We start from the raw sequence: 15,143 nt of genomic DNA on the forward strand, positions 1-15,143 counted from the left end.
CGATGACGGAACAAGAGCTGGACTTCGATGTGGCGATCTGCGGCGCCGGCCCGGTGGGCCTGGCGCTGGCCGCCTTCCTGGCGCGGCGCGGGATGCCGGGTGAGCGCATCGCCCTGATCGACGGCAAGTCGCTGGGCCAGGCGATCTCGGACCCGCGTTCGATCGCGCTGTCCTGGGGCAGCGTGCAATTGCTGGACGAAGTCGGTGCCTGGCCGCTGCCGGCCACGGCGATCCACCAGATCCACGTCTCGCGCCGCGGCCAATTGGGCCGCAGCCTGATGGACCGCCGCGATCACGACGTCGACGCGCTGGGCTACGTCACGCGCTACGGCGCCGTGGTCGATGCCCTGGCGCGGCGCTGCGAAGCGGCCGGCGTCGCCGTGCTACGCCCGGCGCGCGTGCAGTCGCTGGACGAAACTCCCACAGGTGCGCTGCTGGCGCTGGACGACGGCCGCACGCTGCGTGCTCAGGTGGCAGTGCAAGCCGAAGGCGGCATCTTCGGCCAGCAAGACGGTCGCGCCAGGAGCCGCGACTACGAACAGACCGCCGTGATCGCGCGCGTGACGAGCGACGCGCCGATCGCGCACCGCGCCTTCGAGCGCTTCACCGACGAAGGCCCGCTGGCCCTGCTGCCGGAAGACGGCCCCGATGGCCATCAATATGCGCTGGTGTGGTGCGTGCGTCCCGAGCGCGCCGGAGGAATTCTCGACCTGGACGACACCCAATTCCTGCACCAACTCGGCGACGCCTTCGGCACCCGCCTCGGCACCTTCACGAAAGTCTCCTCCCGCGTCGCCTTCCCCCTCGGCCTGAACGCCGAAGCGCGCGCCACCGCGCGCACGGTCGCCATCGGCAATGCCGCACAAACCCTGCACCCGGTGGCAGGCCAGGGCCTGAACCTGGGCCTGCGCGACGCCGCCGTCCTGGCGCGCCAGCTGGCGCGTGGCGCCACGTCGGCCGCGATCGGCCGCTTCCTGGAAGAACGCGCGCAAGACCGCAAGCTGACGATCGACCTGACCGACACCATGGCCCGCGCCTTCACCGCCAGCAAGCCGCTGCAGCCGTTGCTGGGCCTGGGCCTCGCCGCCCTCGACCTGGCCCGCCCCGCCCGCACGCTGCTCGCCGACCTGATGATGTTCGGCCGCCGCTAACCCCTCCCTAATTAGGGTCAGAGTCGAATTGTTTGACAACTTCAGTAAATCAATTGGAAATTAATTCGACTCTGACCCCCATTTAGAAGAGGGGAACTATACCTGCGTCAGCAAGGCTTTTGCGGCCGCTTCCGATGAAGCGGGATTCTGGCCGGTGATCAAGAGGCCATCGACCACCACATACGGGGCCCAGTCGTCGCCACGCGAATACATGGCGCCTTTGGCCTTAAGTTCGTCTTCCACCAGGAAAGGCACGACATCGGTCAGTTCGACCGCGGCTTCCTCTGAGTTGGCGAATCCTGTGACCTTCCGGCCCTGGACCAGCGGCGTGCCGTCCGCATTCTTCACATGGCGCAGGACGCCTGGCGCGTGGCACACCAGCGCCACTGGCTTGCCTGCCGCGACGAAGGATTCGATCAGCGCGATCGAGCGCGGGTCTTCCGCCAGGTCCCACAGGGGGCCATGTCCACCGGGGTAGAACACGGCGTCGAAATCGTCGTGCGAAACGCTGTCGAGGCGCACGGTATTGGCGAGTTCGGCAGTCGCAGCGGGATCGGCTTCGAAGCGGCGGGTCTGCGCGGTCTGGAAGGCCGGCTCATTGCTCTTCGGGTCGAGCGGTGGCTGGCCACCTTGCGGCGAGGCCAGCACCAGGCGGGCGCCAGCCTCCTTGAGCGCGTAATAAGGCGCGGCCAGCTCTTCCAGCCAGAAGCCGGTCTTGCGGCCGGTGCTGCCGAGGGTGTCGTGCGAGGTGAGTACGATCAGGATATTCATGGTATCGCTCCTTCATTATAGTAGACCAGTCGTCTACATGGCGGTTCAAAAAAAGACGCTCGATTGAAAGCGTCCCGTGCGACCCGCGATCAGCGGGGCAGGTTCAGCAGGTTTTGCGTTGTATTCATTGCTGCATCGAACGGCGATGCATCGCGCACGATCTTCGCCATGAGGCTGGCGCCGAGCCAGAGCTGGTACAAGCTTTCGGCCAACTGCGCGGAACTTGCCTGCACCGCAAGCGATCCATCCGCTGCGCCATGCTCGATCGCATACGCCAGGCGGGCCACGATGTCGGACGTGCCCTGCTTCAAGGTCAAGCGCATCGGCTCCGACAGATCCGCCACTTCCGCTCCCAGCTTGACCGCAAGACACTTACCCTGACAATCGTCAAACGACTGGTTGGCGCGCCACGACGCGAAGTAGTTCACCAGCCGCTGCGCCATCGTCATGTCCTGCTCCTGGAACAGGCGGTCCATATCGGCCAGGTAATCCTCGAAATACTTGGCCAGCAGCGCTTCGCCGAATGCGTCCTTCGACCCGAAGTAATGGTAGAACGATCCCTTCGGGACACCCGCCGCGACCAGGATTTCGTTCAGTCCTACGGCCGAAAAGCCCTTGCCGGCCATGATGCGCTGCCCCACCGCGACAATATTGTCACGGACGTCTGAAGACTCGTGTGTGCTTGTTCTCGCCATGACGACACTCTAGCCATAATTAGACCGGTCGTCTAGAACTTTCTAAAAAACTTTCCCCGCCTCTGAAGCTCTCTAATCAGGGTCAGAGTCGAATTATTGAGCAATTTCTCAGCTCGATGTTGTCACTTAATTCGACTCTGACCCTAATTATCTGGGTGGCAATTGGCCAATAAATCTACTCTGACCCTAATTGTTGGGCTATTGATTATTCGACGGCTTTGACCATCGATTCGATGACTTTCTTGGCGTCGCCGAAGACCATCATCGTGTTGGGCTGGTAGAACAGGTCGTTGTCCAGGCCGGCGTAGCCGGAGGCCATCGAGCGTTTGTTGACGATGATGCTCTTCGCGCGGTAGGCCTCCAGGATCGGCATGCCGGCGATCGGGGATTTGGGGTCCTTCGCGGCCGGGTTCACCACGTCGTTGGCGCCCAGGATCAGGACCACGTCGGTCTGGCCGAAATCGCCGTTGATGTCTTCCATCTCGGCCACCTGGTCGTAGGGGACTTCGGCCTCGGCCAGCAGCACGTTCATGTGGCCCGGCATGCGGCCGGCCACCGGGTGGATCGCATAGCGCACCGTCACGCCGTGCTCCGTCAGCTTGTCGACCAGCTCCTTCACCGTGTGCTGGGCGCGCGCCACCGCCAGGCCGTAGCCGGGGACGATGATGACCGACTCGGCGTTCTGCAGGATGAAGGCGGCGTCTTCGGCGGAGCCCGATTTCACCGGGCGCTGCTCCTTGGCGCCGCCGTCGTCGGCGACGGCCTCGCCGCCGAAGCCGCCCAGGATCACGTTGAAGAACGAGCGGTTCATCGCCTTGCACATGATGTACGAGAGGATCGCGCCGCTCGAGCCGACCAGCGAGCCGGCGATGATCAGCATCGAGTTGTTCAGCGAGAAGCCGATGCCGGCCGCCGCCCAGCCGGAATAGGAGTTCAGCATCGACACTACCACCGGCATGTCGGCACCGCCGATCGGGATGATGATCAACACGCCCAGCACGAAGGCCAGCGCCGCCATCACGACGAAGGGCGTCCAGGCCGGCGCCACGCCGTCGGCGAAGCAGAACATCAGGCCCAGCACGACGATCGCGATCGCCAGCACCAGGTTCAGGATGTGCTGCCCGCCGAAGCGCACCGGCGCGCCCTGGAACAGGCGGAATTTGTATTTGCCCGACAGCTTGCCGAAGGCGATCACCGAACCCGAGAAGGTCACCGCGCCGACGAAGGTGCCGATGAACAGCTCCAGCCGGTTGCCGAACGGGAGTGCGCCATCGCGGGTGGCGATATTGAAGGCCCAGGGTTCGGACACGGCGGCGATCGCGATGCACACCGCCGCCAGGCCGATCAGCGAGTGCATGGCCGCCACCAGCTCGGGCATCTTGGTCATCTCGACCTTCTTCGCGGCGTAGGCGCCGATCGCGCCGCCGACCACGACGCCCAGCACCACCAGGCCGAAGCCCGAGCCGCCGCCCTGCCCCAGATTGCCCTGCAGCTTGAGCATCAGCGCCACCGTGGTCACCACGGCGATTCCCATCCCGGCCATGCCGAAGGCGTTGCCGATGCGCGCGGTCGAGGGCGAGGACAAGCCCTTGAGCGCCTGGATAAAGCATACCGAGGCGACCAGGTAGAACAGGGTGACGAGGTTCATGCTGATGGCGTTCATGCCTGCTTCTCCTCAATCGTCGCCTCGACCTTTTCCTTCACGGCTTTCGGCTCCTTCTTCTTGAACATCTCCAGCATGCGCTGGGTGACCAGGAAGCCGCCGAACACGTTCACCGCCGCCAGCGCCACCGCCACCGTGCCGGCCACGCGCCCGGTCAGGCCCTCGGTCAGGCCGGCGGCCAGCATGGCGCCGACGATCACGATCGCCGAGATGGCATTGGTGACCGCCATCAGGGGCGTGTGCAGCGCGGGGGTGACGGTCCAGACCACGTGGTAGCCGACGTAGATCGCCAGCACGAAGATGATCAGGTTGATGATGGTGTGGCTGATGTCCATGCCTAGTCTCCTGTCTAGTTCTGGTCCTGCCTGAATCGATCTACTTGCGCAGCACTTCCCCACCGGCGCACACCAGCGTCGCGGTCACGATCTCGTCCTCGCGGTCGATGAAGAAGCGGTCGTCCTTGTCGATCACGAGCTTGAGGAAGTCCAGCACGTTGCGCGCATACAGGGCCGACGCATCGGCCGGCACCAGCGCCGCCAGGTTCGGCTCGCCGATGATGTGCACCCCGTGCCTGATCACTGTCTTGTCCAGCTCCGTCAGCGGACAGTTGCCGCCCTGGGCAATGGCCATGTCGACGATCACGGAGCCCGGCTTCATGGCGCGCACCGTCTCTTCGCCGATCAGGATAGGCGCCTTGCGGCCCGGGATCAGGGCGGTGGTGACGATGATGTCGGCCAGTTTCGCGCGCTCGTGCACCAGTTCTCCCTGGCGCCGCATCCAGTCGGCCGGCATCGGCCGCGCATAGCCGCCGCTGCCCTGGGCGATCTCGCGCTCCTCGTCGGTCACATACGGCACGTCGATGAATTTGGCGCCGAGCGACTCCACCTGTTCCTTGACGGGTGGGCGCACGTCGGACGCCTCGATCACGGCGCCCAGGCGCTTGGCGGTGGCGATCGCCTGCAGCCCGGCCACGCCCACGCCCATGATCAGCACGCGCGCCGCCTTGACCGTGCCGGCCGCCGTCATCAGCATCGGCATGAAGCGTCCATAGGTATTGGCGGCCAGGAGGATGGCCTTGTAGCCGGCGATATTGGCCTGCGAAGAGAGTACGTCGAGCGACTGCGCGCGCGTGATGCGCGGCGCCGCTTCCAGTGCGAAGGCGGTGACGCCGCTCGCGGCCAGCGCGGACAGATTATCGGCGTCGAAGGGATCGAGCATCCCGACCAGCACCGCTTCGCGCCGCATCAGGCCGCGCTCGGCGGCGTCCGGGCTGCGCACCTTGAGGACCATGTCGGCGCCGAAAGCGGCGGCGGCATCGACGATGCTGGCGCCCGCCGCTTCATAGGCGCTGTCGGGCACCGCGGCATGCAGGCCGGCGCCGGACTGCACCAGGACCTGGTGTTTGGCGGCCAGTTTTTTGACGGTTTCGGGTGTTGCTGCAACACGCGTCTCGCCCGGCCTTGTCTCGGCCGGTATGCCTATCCTCATGACACCTCCGTACGTTGGAATACTCGAGTGCACTACCTGTCTTTACGGCAAGTGTTCCAATATACCGTCTTTTAATGAATTTGCAATGCTTATGACAAAACTCATGCCGCTCGGGCGATTTGCCGGCATTTTTGCGACAGATCAAGCCGAATTAACGACAGGCAAGCGCCACAGGAAGGGCAAGGCTGAGCAGAGCAGCCCCCGCCCGAGGTAGAATACCGGCTCATTTTCAAGGACAGGCATGAGCGACATCTTCAAACCATCGGTTACCGTGGCTGCGATCATCGAGCACGAGGGCCGTTTCCTGCTGATCGAAGAAGAGACGAGCGAGGGCGTCAAGCTGAACCAGCCCGCCGGTCATCTCGACCCGCACGAATCGCTGGAACAAGCGGTCGTGCGCGAAGCGCTCGAGGAAACCGCCCACGAGTTCATACCGCGCACGCTGGTGGGAATGTATATGTCGCGCTACCACTCGAAGTCGCGCAATGCCGACGTCACCTACCTGCGCTTCACCTTCGCCGGGGCCGTCGGCCGCAAGTTCGACCAGCCGCTCGACGAAGGCATCCTGCGCACCCTGTGGATGACGCGCGACGAGATCGCCGCCACCGCCGACCGCCACCGCAGCCCGATCGTGCTCCGGTGCGTGGACGACTACCTGTCTGGCCAGAGCACGCCCCTGTCCCTGCTGCACACCCATCCCTCGGTGTTCGAGGGCGGGATCTGAATTCAATACGGACGTAACATGAGCAAGAAAAAAGTCGTGATCGGGATGTCGGGCGGAGTCGACTCCTCGGTCGCGGCGTGGATGCTGAAAGAACAAGGCTACGACGTGGTCGGCCTGTTCATGAAGAACTGGGAAGACGACGACGACTCCGAATACTGTTCGACGCGCCAGGACTGGATCGACGCGGCCAGTGTGGCCGACGTGGTCGGGGTCGACATCGAGGCGGTCAATTTCGCGTCCGAATACAAGGACCGCGTGTTCGCCGAGTTCCTGCGCGAATACCAGGCCGGCCGCACGCCCAACCCGGACGTGCTGTGCAACGCCGAGATCAAGTTCAAGGCCTTCCTCGACCATGCGATGAAGCTGGGCGCCGACCTGATCGCCACCGGCCACTACGCGCGCGTGCGCGAGAACACGGGCAGCGGCAAGTTCGAACTGCTGAAGGCTTTCGACGCCACCAAGGACCAGAGTTACTTCCTGCACCGCCTGAACCAGGCGCAGCTCTCGAAGTCGCTGTTCCCGCTGGGCGAGATCCCGAAGACCGAGGTGCGCAAGATCGCTGAGAAGCTCAAGCTCCCGAACGCGGCCAAGAAGGATTCGACCGGCATCTGCTTCATCGGCGAGCGCCCGTTCCGCGACTTCCTTAACCGCTACCTGTCCTATAAACCGGGCCCGATCAGGCTCGACGACGGCAGCAAGGTCGGCGAACACGTCGGCCTGTCGTTCTACACGCTGGGCCAGCGCAAGGGCATCGGCATCGGCGGCCTCAAATCGCGCAAGACCGCCGACGGCATCAGCGAGCCGTGGTTCGTGGCGCGCAAGGACATCGAGGCCAACACCCTGTACATCGTGCAGGGCCATGACCACCCATGGCTGCTGTCGAACCGCCTGGAGGCCGGCCAGGCCAGCTGGATCGCGGGCGAGGCCCCCGATCCGCGCGAGCTGGCGGCCAAGACCCGCTATCGCCAGGCCGACGTGGCCTGCAAGGTGCTGGCCGAAGGCGACAGCAGATTTGCCCTCGACTTCACCGACCCGCAATGGGCGGTCACGCCCGGCCAGTCGGCCGTGCTGTACGACGGCGACGTCTGCCTGGGCGGCGGCATCATCGACGCCCGCTCGGGCCCCGCCTGAGCAGTCCTTAGCGAGCGCGCCCGGCCAGCCATTCGGCCAGCGCGTTCGGGGCCAGCGGGCGCGCGTGCAGGTAGCCCTGCACCTCGTCGCAGCCCGCCGCGCGCAGGAAATCCTCCACTTCCACCGTCTCCACGCCTTCGGCCACCACCTTGTGGCCCAGGTCGTGCGACAGCTTGATCATCGTCCCCACCAGCGCGCGCCGGCGTTCGTCATGCGCCAGGTTGCGCATGAAGCTCTGGTCGATCTTGACCACGTTGGCCGGCAGGCTTTGCAGGTACGACAGGCTGCTGTAGCCGGTGCCGAAATCGTCGATCGCCAACTGCACGCCGGCCTGCGCCAGGCGTTCCAGCGTGGCCTGCGCCACCTTCGGGTTGCGCATCAGCGCGCTCTCGGTGAGCTCGATCGCCAGGCTCGATGGCGGCAGGCCGTGGCGCACCAGGAGCTTCAATACGCGATCGCAGAAGTCCGGCTCTTCCAGGTTCACCGCCGACACGTTCACCGCCACCTGCAAGGTGACGCCTTCCTGGCGCCATGCGGCCATCTGGCGCATCGCGGCGGCCAGCACCCATTCGGTGGTGGCGCGCGCCAGCGAGGTGCCTTCGATCACCGGGATGAATTCACCCGGCGAGATGACGCCCGCCTCGGGATGGCTCCAGCGCAGCAGCGCCTCGACGCTGGCGCAGGCGCCGTCGTGCAGGCCGACCTTGGGCTGGTACACCAGGTGCAGCTGGTTGCGGCTCTCGAGCGCGGCGCCGAAGGCGTTCACCAGCCAGAAGCGGCGCTGCAGGATGGCGTCGTGCTCGGACGAGAACACCCGCACGCAGCGCTCGGCGGCCAGGCCGTCGTGGGCCGCGCTGTGCATATTGCGCAGCAGGTCCAGCCCCTCGGTCTGGCCGACCGTGAACGGCGCGATGCCGACCGTGACGGTGGTGATGAAGCGCGCCTGGCCGTGGCTGGCGCGCGCGTCGAGCCACGACTGCATGTGGGTGCGGAAGGTCTCGAGCGTGACGCCGCGCGGCGCGAAGAAGGCGAACTGGGTGCTGCCGACATGATAGATCTTGCCGGAGCCGGCCAGGCGCAGCTGCGGCACCACGTCGCGCACCATCTCGTCCAGGTAGCCGGCTCCCATCACGCGCTGGGCGTCGCTCAGCTCTTGCGGGCTGGCCAGGCTGACCAGGGCCGCCAGGCGCATGTCGCCGGCCGGCTCGGCCAGTTCCATGTCGTTGAAGTCGACGATGAACTGGTTGCGGTTGGGCAGGCCGCTGACCGGGTCGATCCGCCCCAGCGCATGCTGCAGCTCGATCTGCGTCATCACCATCGTCGCCAGGTCCTGCAGCGCCTGGCGCTCGGCTTCCGTCACCTGGCGCGGTTCGGTGCCCAGCACGCACATCGCTCCCAGCGCAAAACCGTCGCTGGTCACGAGCGGTGCACCGGCGTAGAAACGGATGCCGTCCGCGGCCAGCTTGCTGTCGCGAAAATAGGAATTTTCAAGCAGGTCAGGCACGACCAGCACGTGGGCCGTATCGGCCACCTCTGCGCATGGCGCGCGCAGGCGCGGAATCGAGTCATGCCCGACGCCGACCTTCGACTTGAACCATTGGCGGTCGCTGTCGGTCAGCGACACCGCCGCGATCGGCAGATTGAACAACTGGGCAGCCATTCGCGTGATGCGGTCGAAGGCCTCGCTCGGCGGGGTGTCCAGCAATTCGAGGCGATGCAGGGCTTCGAGACGCGCCGCTTCATGGAGGGACGGGGCCAATAGTGCTGGTTCGATCGGTGAGTTCATGGTTGGCCCCTGGCTGGCGCACATGCACCAGAAATGACGGAATTGACGAGTTATGATTCATTGTTGCAATAAAAATTCCCGCAGTCAACAATTATCACCAATTCTATCGTCACATTCGTCATTTTTTTGTTGCTTAGTGTAAAATTCACGTATTGCAGCAATACAGCACACGATGATGACGAGAACCGACGACGATCCGATCCTGACCACGCGCGAAGCGGCGCGGCTGCTGGGGGTGGCGGTGAGCACCGCCCAGGTCTGGATGGAAGGCGGCGCGCTGCCGACCTGGAAGACGCCTGGCGGCCATCGCCGGGTGCGCCTGAGCGCGGTGACCCAGCTGATGCGGCAACGCGAGGCCAGCCTGCCCATGGCGCAGGCCGAGCGGCTCTCCGGCGAGTTCCTCCCGACGCAGTCTCCAGGGTATCCGGTGGCGTCCAACGAAGCGCAGCGCCTGACGGCGCTGGCCGCGACGAAGCTGATGGACTCGGCCGAGGAAGAAATGTTCGACCGCCTGACGTGGCTGGCCAGCCACGTGACCGAATGCCCCATGGCCCTGCTGACCTTATTGTCCGGCCAGCGCCAGTGGTTCAAGTCGCGCATCGGTATCGAGCGGCGCGAGACCCCGCGCGAGGTGGCCTTCTGCAGCCATACGATCATGCAGGACGGCGCATTCGTGGTGGAAGATGCTGGCGCCGACCCGCGCTTCGCCGCCAATCCCCTGGTGACGGGCGCGCCGCATATCCGCTTCTATGCGGGCTATCCGGTACTCGACGCCAACGGGCTGGCGCTCGGTTCGCTGTGCGTGCTGGACCGCGAGCCGCGCCGCCTGCGCGAGCGCGAATTGCGCGCGCTGCGCGAACTGGCCGCCATCGCGTCCGACGAAGTCAGGCGCCGCGGCTAACGGCGCTCACTCGGCCTTCGGTGCCGCCTGCTGCTTCTTGACGAAGGCGATCACGGTATTGCGGATGGTCTTGAGCACGGTGTCGGCCTTGAACGGCTTGACGATGAAGCCGTGCACGCCGCGCGCCGCCGCCGACTGCACCGCCTGCGCATCGAGCGTGCCCGAGACCAGGAAGATCAGGGTCTTGGGCAGCTCGGCGCGCAGCTGTTCGACCACGTTGTTGCCGTCCTCGACCTGCTCGCGCGCGATGCAGAGCACGTGTGGGCGGTGCTTGATCGCCAGGCCGTAGCCGAGCGCGCTGGTGTGGGTCGCCCCCACCACCTCGTAACTGCCGTCGGCCAGCACGGTGCCCAGCATCGACCGCGAGACCGCGTTTCCATCCACGATTACCGCCTTGAGCATCGCGTCGCTTTCTGTTTAGTGAGAGTCATAGGCCAGCATATTCCAGGTCACGCCCAGGCGCACGTCGAGCTTGAGCGACACCAGGCAACGCGAGATCTCGAGTATCTCACGCTCGGCACGGAGCCTTTCGCCCAGCGGCGTCTTGAGGATGCCGGCGCCCTGGACCACGGCGTCGAGGCTGCCGTAGGCATTGAGCAGGCGCGCGGCCGTCTTCATGCCGACCTTGGACACGCCCGGCACGCCGTCGGTCGGGTCGCCCATCAGCGCCAGCAGGTCGTGCAGCCGCTCGGGCGCCACGCCGAAGCGCTGGCGCACCCAGGCGTCGTCATGCCATTCGTTCTTGAAATGGTCCCATACCAGCGCGCCGTGCGCGATCAGCGGATGCAAGTCCTTGTCGGTGGTGGCGACGATGGCCTCCCCGCGTCCTTCCGACAGCCAGCGCATCACGCCGGTGGCGATCACGTCGTCGGCCTCGACCTCGGGAATCGACACCACGTGCAGGCCCGCCGCGCGCAGGCGCTCGTGGAACTCGGGCAGCGCCGCGCGCAGTTCATGGGGCATCGCCGCCCTGCCTTCGCGATAGCGCGGATACAGGGCGTGGCGCCAGTTATCGCCGCCGTGGTCGAAGGCCGCCAGCACGTGGGTCGGCGCATGCGTATCGAGCACCTTGCGAAACGACGAGAAGGCGTGGCGCAAGGCGATACTGGCCTTCAGGTCCGAGTCCGGTTCGGGACTGGCCTCGTACACCCGGCGTACGATGTTCAGGCCGTCGATGGCGAGCAGCTTGGCCATGCTTGATGGATCCTCTTACGCCTTGCCGATCTCGTATTTGCCGCCACGCTCGAGCGCGCGCCCGTAAGCCGGGCGCGCATGGATGCGCCTGAGGAAATCAAGCAGGTTCGGGTACTTGCCATCGAGCCCGCCGCGCGAGGCCGCCGCCTCCAGCGGGAAGCTCAGCTGGATGTCGGCCGCCGTGAATTCTTCGCCGGTGAACCAGGGGTGCTTGCCCAGCTCTCCTTCCAGGTAGGCCAGGTGCAGCGCGATCTGCGGCAGCACGAAGCTGCCCTTGACCTTTTGCGCGATGCCGCGCGCGATCGGCTTGACGAAGAACGGCATCGGGCTGTTCTCGACCTTGTCGAACACCAGCTTGAGCAGCAGCGGCGGCATCGCCGAGCCTTCGGCGTAGTGCAGGAAGTGGGTATAGCGCAGGCGCGCCGGGGTGCCGGCCGCCGGCTTCAGGCGTCCCTGGCCGTACTGCTCGACCAGGTAGTCGACGATGGCGCCGGATTCGGCCACCACCAGCTCGCCGTCGCTGATGACGGGCGACTTGCCCAGCGGGTGCACGGCCTTGAGCTCGGGCGGCGCCAGCATGGTCTTGGGGTCGCGCTGGTAGCGCTTGATCTCGTAGTCCAGGCCCAGCTCTTCCAGCAGCCACAGGATGCGCTGCGAGCGCGAGTTGTTCAGGTGGTGGACGACGATCATGGCGGATACGGGAAGTGGCGATGGGCGCCAGCTTAGCACTGTTGCGCATGCGCCAACAAGCCCGCGCCGACAGCGCGGGCCGTGGAGACGGATCAGCGCTGGTGCAGCTTGATCACGCGGTGCTTGCCCGGCGGATCCGGTTGCTGGGGTGCGCAGCCGCTGCCGCAGCTGCCGCCGCCGCAACCGCCGCCGCCGGTCTTGTCGAGCCAGCGCGCGATGGCCGAGCTGCGCCCGCCCCGGGTCAGGCGCAGCACGATGCGCGCACGCAGGCTGGCCGACATGTACTTCGCGCCGAGGTACAGCGCGGCCAACGAGACGATGATGACGACGGCCAGTTCCTGCATGATTTACGCTCCTGTGATGGCGAGGGTGACGCGGTAGACGATGAAGGCCGCCACGTAGGCCAGGCCGAACATATAGCCGGCCATGATCCAGGCGTACTTGCGGCTGCCGGTTTCGCGGGCCACGGTGGCCAGCGTCGGCAGGCAGTGCGGCGCGTAGACATACCAGGCCAGCAGCGCCAGGCCGGTGGCCAGCGACCACGATTCGGCGATCATCGGCGCCAGCAGGTCGCCGACTTCGTCGCCGCCCGACAGCGCGTACACGGTGCCCAGCGCGCCGACCGCGACTTCGCGTGCGGCCATGCCCGGCACCAGGGCGATCGCGATCTGCCAGTTGAAGCCGATCGGCGCCAGGATCACTTCCAGCGCACGGCCGATCATGCCGGCCACGCTGTAGTAGATCGGCGGTTCGGTGGCGCCTTCCGGCGCGCCCGGGAAGCTCGACAGCAGCCAGAGCAGGATCATCATGGTCAGGATCAGGGTACCGACCCGCATCAGGAAGATCTTGGCGCGTTCCCACAGGCCCGAGACCAGTGCGCCCGCTTGCGGCCAGTGATAGGCCGGCAGTTCGAGCATCAGCGCCTGCTGCTTGAATTCGCTGCGGCGCCGCATGAACCAGGCCACCGCCATCGCCGACAGGATGCCGGCCATGTACAGGATGAACAGCACCACGCCCTTGAGGTTGAGGAAGCCGGCCACGGTCTGGTCGGGGATGAAGGCCGCGATCAGCAGCGCATACACCGGCAGGCGCGCGGAACAGGTCATCAAGGGCGCGATCATGATCGTCACCAGGCGGTCGCGCGGGTTCTGGATCGTGCGCGCCGCCATCACGCCGGGAATCGCGCAGGCGAACGAGGACAGCAGCGGCAGGAAGGCGCGGCCCGACAGGCCGACGCTACCCATGATGCGGTCCAGCAGGAAGGCCGCGCGCGGCAGGTAGCCCACGTCTTCGAGCAGCAGGATGAAGAAGAACAGGATCAGGATCTGCGGCAGGAACACCAGCACGCTGCCGACGCCGGCGATGATGCCGTCCACGATCAGGCTGTGCAGCAGGCCTTCTCCGAGCAGGTCGCCGACGAATTCGCCCAGCGCGCCGACACCGGCTTCGATCAGGTCCATCGGCGTGCCGGCCCAGCTGAACACGGCCTGGAAGATCAGGAACATCAGCGCGGCCAGGATGATCGGGCCCGCGACCGGATGCAGCACCACGTTGTCGACCTTTTCGGTCAGGTTGCCGGTGTCCTTCGCGGTGGAGACGGCGGCGGCGAGGATCCGGCGCACCTCGCGCTGGGTCTCTTCGACCGGCACCGCGTCGATCGCCGACAGCGGGTTGGCCTTGACCGGCGCGTCGAACGTCATGCGATCGAGTTCGGCCAGCAGCGCCTGTTCGCCGCCCGACTGGATGGCGACGGTTTCCACCACCGGCATGCCCAGTTCCTGCGACAGCCTGGCGGTGTCGATCTCGATGCCGCGCTTCTTGGCGACATCGACCATGTTCAGGGTCAGCACCATCGGCAGGCCCAAACGCTTGAGCTCAAGTACCAGGCGCAGGTTCAGGCGCAGATTGGTCGCGTTGACCACGCACAGGATGGCGTCCGGCGCGGCTTCGCCCGGGCGCAGGCCGGCCACCACGTCACGCGTGATGCCTTCGTCCGGCGTTTGCGCATTCAGGCTGTAGGCGCCCGGCAGGTCGAGCACGCGGAAAGCGCGGCCGGCCGGCGACTTGAAGCTGCCTTCCTTGCGCTCGATGGTGACGCCGGCATAGTTCGCGACCTTCTGGCGCGAGCCGGTGAGACGGTTGAAGAGTGCGGTCTTGCCGCAGTTCGGGTTGCCCAGCAGTGCCACCAGCGGCGTACGGGCCGCGACTTGTTGATCCATGACTCCCATTCGTTCAATCCGCCTTGATCGAGACCAGCGCCGCTTCGAACGGGCGCAGGGCGAACGTCGACTCGCCGACCTTGACCGCCAGCGGGCCTTTCATCACGCGCTTGAGCACGCGGATGCGCTCGCCCGGCACGAAGCCCAGCTCCATCAGGCGGCGTTGCACATCGACGCCGCCCTGCGCATGCGGCGCCAGCTGGACTACGGTGGCACTCTGGCCCGCTTTCAGCGAGTCGAGTGTGGACAGGGAGGGGGCTAGGGTCATGGCAGCTTCCAAATGGTTGTTGCGCTTATGAGACAGCGACAGGAATGATGCCGACATCATAAACCTAAATGCGAACTATTACTATTTGCAGCTTGTCATTGCCTGGACGAAAAGCACAAAAAAAGTGCACACGATACGCAAAATCCGCTTGCGTTTGCCGCCGAGTTTACAGAAAATAGCAACGCAAATGAGAATGATTCGCATTTTTATAGTGTAATTAGCAAGGGTAGCTCTGATGATCGTCTGCGTCTGCAACAACATCTCCGACCGTGAAATCCGCCAGGCCGTCGATCTGGGCATCTCGTCGATTGCTGAACTGCGCAAGGAACTCGGCGTCGGCACCATGTGCGGCACCTGCGTCAGCTATGCGCGTGAAGTCCTGCATACCCATCTCGACAGCAAGACCACGATTACCGAAGTGCGCCGCCTCCCGCAAGCGGCCTGACACCAGATCCTGCCTCC

General features: G+C 65.5%; 17 protein-coding genes. 5 read left to right on the forward strand and 12 right to left on the reverse strand.

Going from position 1 to position 15,143, the window contains the following annotated elements; all coding sequences use genetic code 11:
- Positions 1-2 precede the first annotated feature (2 nt).
- A complete protein-coding gene (locus FVD38_RS15745; protein ID WP_147935684.1) occupies positions 3-1,151 on the forward strand; it encodes an FAD-dependent monooxygenase in 1,149 nt (382 codons plus the stop codon).
- A 96-nt stretch (positions 1,152-1,247) separates the two neighbouring features.
- Here FVD38_RS15745 and FVD38_RS15750 read toward each other — a convergent pair whose 3' ends face one another.
- The 5 genes from FVD38_RS15750 to FVD38_RS15770 all read right to left on the reverse strand — a co-directional run bounded on the left by FVD38_RS15750 (position 1,248) and on the right by FVD38_RS15770 (position 5,768).
- Positions 1,248-1,922 (reverse strand): type 1 glutamine amidotransferase domain-containing protein, encoded by a 675-nt coding sequence (locus tag FVD38_RS15750; RefSeq protein ID WP_147935685.1) that lies wholly within the window; start codon positions 1,920-1,922, stop codon positions 1,248-1,250.
- An 89-nt stretch (positions 1,923-2,011) separates the two neighbouring features.
- Positions 2,012-2,617, reverse strand: coding sequence for a TetR/AcrR family transcriptional regulator (locus FVD38_RS15755; RefSeq protein WP_147935686.1), 606 nt, complete (start codon positions 2,615-2,617; stop codon positions 2,012-2,014).
- Positions 2,618-2,822: 205 nt separating this feature from the next.
- Positions 2,823-4,280, reverse strand: coding sequence for an NAD(P)(+) transhydrogenase (Re/Si-specific) subunit beta (locus FVD38_RS15760; protein WP_147935687.1), 1,458 nt, complete (start codon positions 4,278-4,280; stop codon positions 2,823-2,825).
- Positions 4,277-4,615, reverse strand: coding sequence for an NAD(P) transhydrogenase subunit alpha part 2 (locus tag FVD38_RS15765; RefSeq protein WP_147935688.1), 339 nt, complete (start codon positions 4,613-4,615; stop codon positions 4,277-4,279). Before FVD38_RS15765 ends, FVD38_RS15760 begins: the two co-directional genes overlap by 4 nt.
- A 40-nt stretch (positions 4,616-4,655) precedes the next feature.
- A complete protein-coding gene (locus tag FVD38_RS15770) occupies positions 4,656-5,768 on the reverse strand; it encodes a Re/Si-specific NAD(P)(+) transhydrogenase subunit alpha (protein ID WP_147935689.1) in 1,113 nt (370 codons plus the stop codon).
- A gap of 241 nt (positions 5,769-6,009) precedes the next feature.
- Here FVD38_RS15770 and FVD38_RS15775 point away from each other — a divergent pair, with 241 nt between their 5' ends.
- Both FVD38_RS15775 and mnmA read left to right on the forward strand, forming a co-directional pair.
- On the forward strand, positions 6,010-6,492 hold the full coding sequence (locus FVD38_RS15775) for an NUDIX hydrolase (RefSeq protein ID WP_147935690.1): 483 nt from the start codon (positions 6,010-6,012) through the stop codon (positions 6,490-6,492).
- A gap of 18 nt (positions 6,493-6,510) precedes the next feature.
- A complete protein-coding gene (gene mnmA / locus FVD38_RS15780; RefSeq protein WP_147935691.1) occupies positions 6,511-7,623 on the forward strand; it encodes a tRNA 2-thiouridine(34) synthase MnmA in 1,113 nt (370 codons plus the stop codon).
- A 7-nt stretch (positions 7,624-7,630) separates the two neighbouring features.
- Here mnmA and FVD38_RS15785 read toward each other — a convergent pair whose 3' ends face one another.
- A complete protein-coding gene (locus tag FVD38_RS15785) occupies positions 7,631-9,409 on the reverse strand; it encodes a sensor domain-containing phosphodiesterase (RefSeq protein ID WP_147935692.1) in 1,779 nt (592 codons plus the stop codon).
- Between the two features lie 172 nt (positions 9,410-9,581).
- On the opposite strand from FVD38_RS15785, the gene FVD38_RS15790 reads away from it, so the two are divergent.
- Positions 9,582-10,310, forward strand: a complete 729-nt coding sequence (locus FVD38_RS15790) for a GAF domain-containing protein (RefSeq protein WP_308616910.1) — start codon at positions 9,582-9,584, stop codon at positions 10,308-10,310.
- A 6-nt stretch (positions 10,311-10,316) separates the two neighbouring features.
- On the opposite strand, the gene FVD38_RS15795 is transcribed toward FVD38_RS15790, so the two are convergent.
- The 6 genes from FVD38_RS15795 to FVD38_RS15820 form a co-directional block, all read right to left on the reverse strand.
- Positions 10,317-10,712: a response regulator gene (locus FVD38_RS15795; RefSeq protein WP_123071740.1), complete on the reverse strand. Its 396-nt coding sequence runs from the start codon at positions 10,710-10,712 to the stop codon at positions 10,317-10,319.
- Between the two features lie 15 nt (positions 10,713-10,727).
- Positions 10,728-11,504, reverse strand: coding sequence for a 5'-3' exonuclease (locus FVD38_RS15800; RefSeq protein WP_147935693.1), 777 nt, complete (start codon positions 11,502-11,504; stop codon positions 10,728-10,730).
- A 15-nt stretch (positions 11,505-11,519) separates the two neighbouring features.
- Positions 11,520-12,194, reverse strand: a complete 675-nt coding sequence (locus FVD38_RS15805; RefSeq protein ID WP_147935694.1) for a glutathione S-transferase — start codon at positions 12,192-12,194, stop codon at positions 11,520-11,522.
- A gap of 92 nt (positions 12,195-12,286) precedes the next feature.
- The gene (locus tag FVD38_RS15810) at positions 12,287-12,538 is read right to left on the reverse strand and encodes a hypothetical protein (RefSeq protein ID WP_147935695.1); all 252 of its coding nucleotides are present in this window, start codon (positions 12,536-12,538) and stop codon (positions 12,287-12,289) included.
- Positions 12,539-12,541: 3 nt separating this feature from the next.
- Entirely contained in the window at positions 12,542-14,422 is a 1,881-nt protein-coding gene (feoB, locus tag FVD38_RS15815) for a ferrous iron transporter B (RefSeq protein WP_147935696.1), read from the reverse strand.
- A 4-nt stretch (positions 14,423-14,426) separates the two neighbouring features.
- The gene (locus FVD38_RS15820; protein WP_123071746.1) at positions 14,427-14,681 is read right to left on the reverse strand and encodes a FeoA family protein; all 255 of its coding nucleotides are present in this window, start codon (positions 14,679-14,681) and stop codon (positions 14,427-14,429) included.
- A gap of 235 nt (positions 14,682-14,916) precedes the next feature.
- Here FVD38_RS15820 and FVD38_RS15825 point away from each other — a divergent pair, with 235 nt between their 5' ends.
- Complete coding sequence (locus FVD38_RS15825; RefSeq protein ID WP_123071745.1) at positions 14,917-15,126, forward strand: (2Fe-2S)-binding protein; 210 nt, start codon at positions 14,917-14,919, stop codon at positions 15,124-15,126.
- The last annotated feature ends 17 nt before the right edge of the window (positions 15,127-15,143 follow it).

The organism is Massilia arenae, from assembly GCF_008014745.1.
In the GTDB taxonomy this organism is placed as follows: domain Bacteria; phylum Pseudomonadota; class Gammaproteobacteria; order Burkholderiales; family Burkholderiaceae_D; genus Telluria; species Telluria arenae.

Coding starts and splice junctions, on each gene's coding strand:
- FVD38_RS15745 (WP_147935684.1), top strand. CDS start 3: ATGACGGAACAAGAGCTGGACTTCGATGTGGCGATCTGCGGCGCCGGC.
- FVD38_RS15750 (WP_147935685.1), bottom strand. CDS start 1,922: ATGAATATCCTGATCGTACTCACCTCGCACGACACCCTCGGCAGCACC.
- FVD38_RS15755 (WP_147935686.1), bottom strand. CDS start 2,617: ATGGCGAGAACAAGCACACACGAGTCTTCAGACGTCCGTGACAATATT.
- FVD38_RS15760 (WP_147935687.1), bottom strand. CDS start 4,280: ATGAACGCCATCAGCATGAACCTCGTCACCCTGTTCTACCTGGTCGCC.
- FVD38_RS15765 (WP_147935688.1), bottom strand. CDS start 4,615: ATGGACATCAGCCACACCATCATCAACCTGATCATCTTCGTGCTGGCG.
- FVD38_RS15770 (WP_147935689.1), bottom strand. CDS start 5,768: ATGAGGATAGGCATACCGGCCGAGACAAGGCCGGGCGAGACGCGTGTT.
- FVD38_RS15775 (WP_147935690.1), top strand. CDS start 6,010: ATGAGCGACATCTTCAAACCATCGGTTACCGTGGCTGCGATCATCGAG.
- mnmA (WP_147935691.1), top strand. CDS start 6,511: ATGAGCAAGAAAAAAGTCGTGATCGGGATGTCGGGCGGAGTCGACTCC.
- FVD38_RS15785 (WP_147935692.1), bottom strand. CDS start 9,409: ATGAACTCACCGATCGAACCAGCACTATTGGCCCCGTCCCTCCATGAA.
- FVD38_RS15790 (WP_308616910.1), top strand. CDS start 9,582: ATGATGACGAGAACCGACGACGATCCGATCCTGACCACGCGCGAAGCG.
- FVD38_RS15795 (WP_123071740.1), bottom strand. CDS start 10,712: ATGCTCAAGGCGGTAATCGTGGATGGAAACGCGGTCTCGCGGTCGATG.
- FVD38_RS15800 (WP_147935693.1), bottom strand. CDS start 11,504: ATGGCCAAGCTGCTCGCCATCGACGGCCTGAACATCGTACGCCGGGTG.
- FVD38_RS15805 (WP_147935694.1), bottom strand. CDS start 12,194: ATGATCGTCGTCCACCACCTGAACAACTCGCGCTCGCAGCGCATCCTG.
- FVD38_RS15810 (WP_147935695.1), bottom strand. CDS start 12,538: ATGCAGGAACTGGCCGTCGTCATCATCGTCTCGTTGGCCGCGCTGTAC.
- feoB (WP_147935696.1), bottom strand. CDS start 14,422: ATGGGAGTCATGGATCAACAAGTCGCGGCCCGTACGCCGCTGGTGGCA.
- FVD38_RS15820 (WP_123071746.1), bottom strand. CDS start 14,681: ATGACCCTAGCCCCCTCCCTGTCCACACTCGACTCGCTGAAAGCGGGC.
- FVD38_RS15825 (WP_123071745.1), top strand. CDS start 14,917: ATGATCGTCTGCGTCTGCAACAACATCTCCGACCGTGAAATCCGCCAG.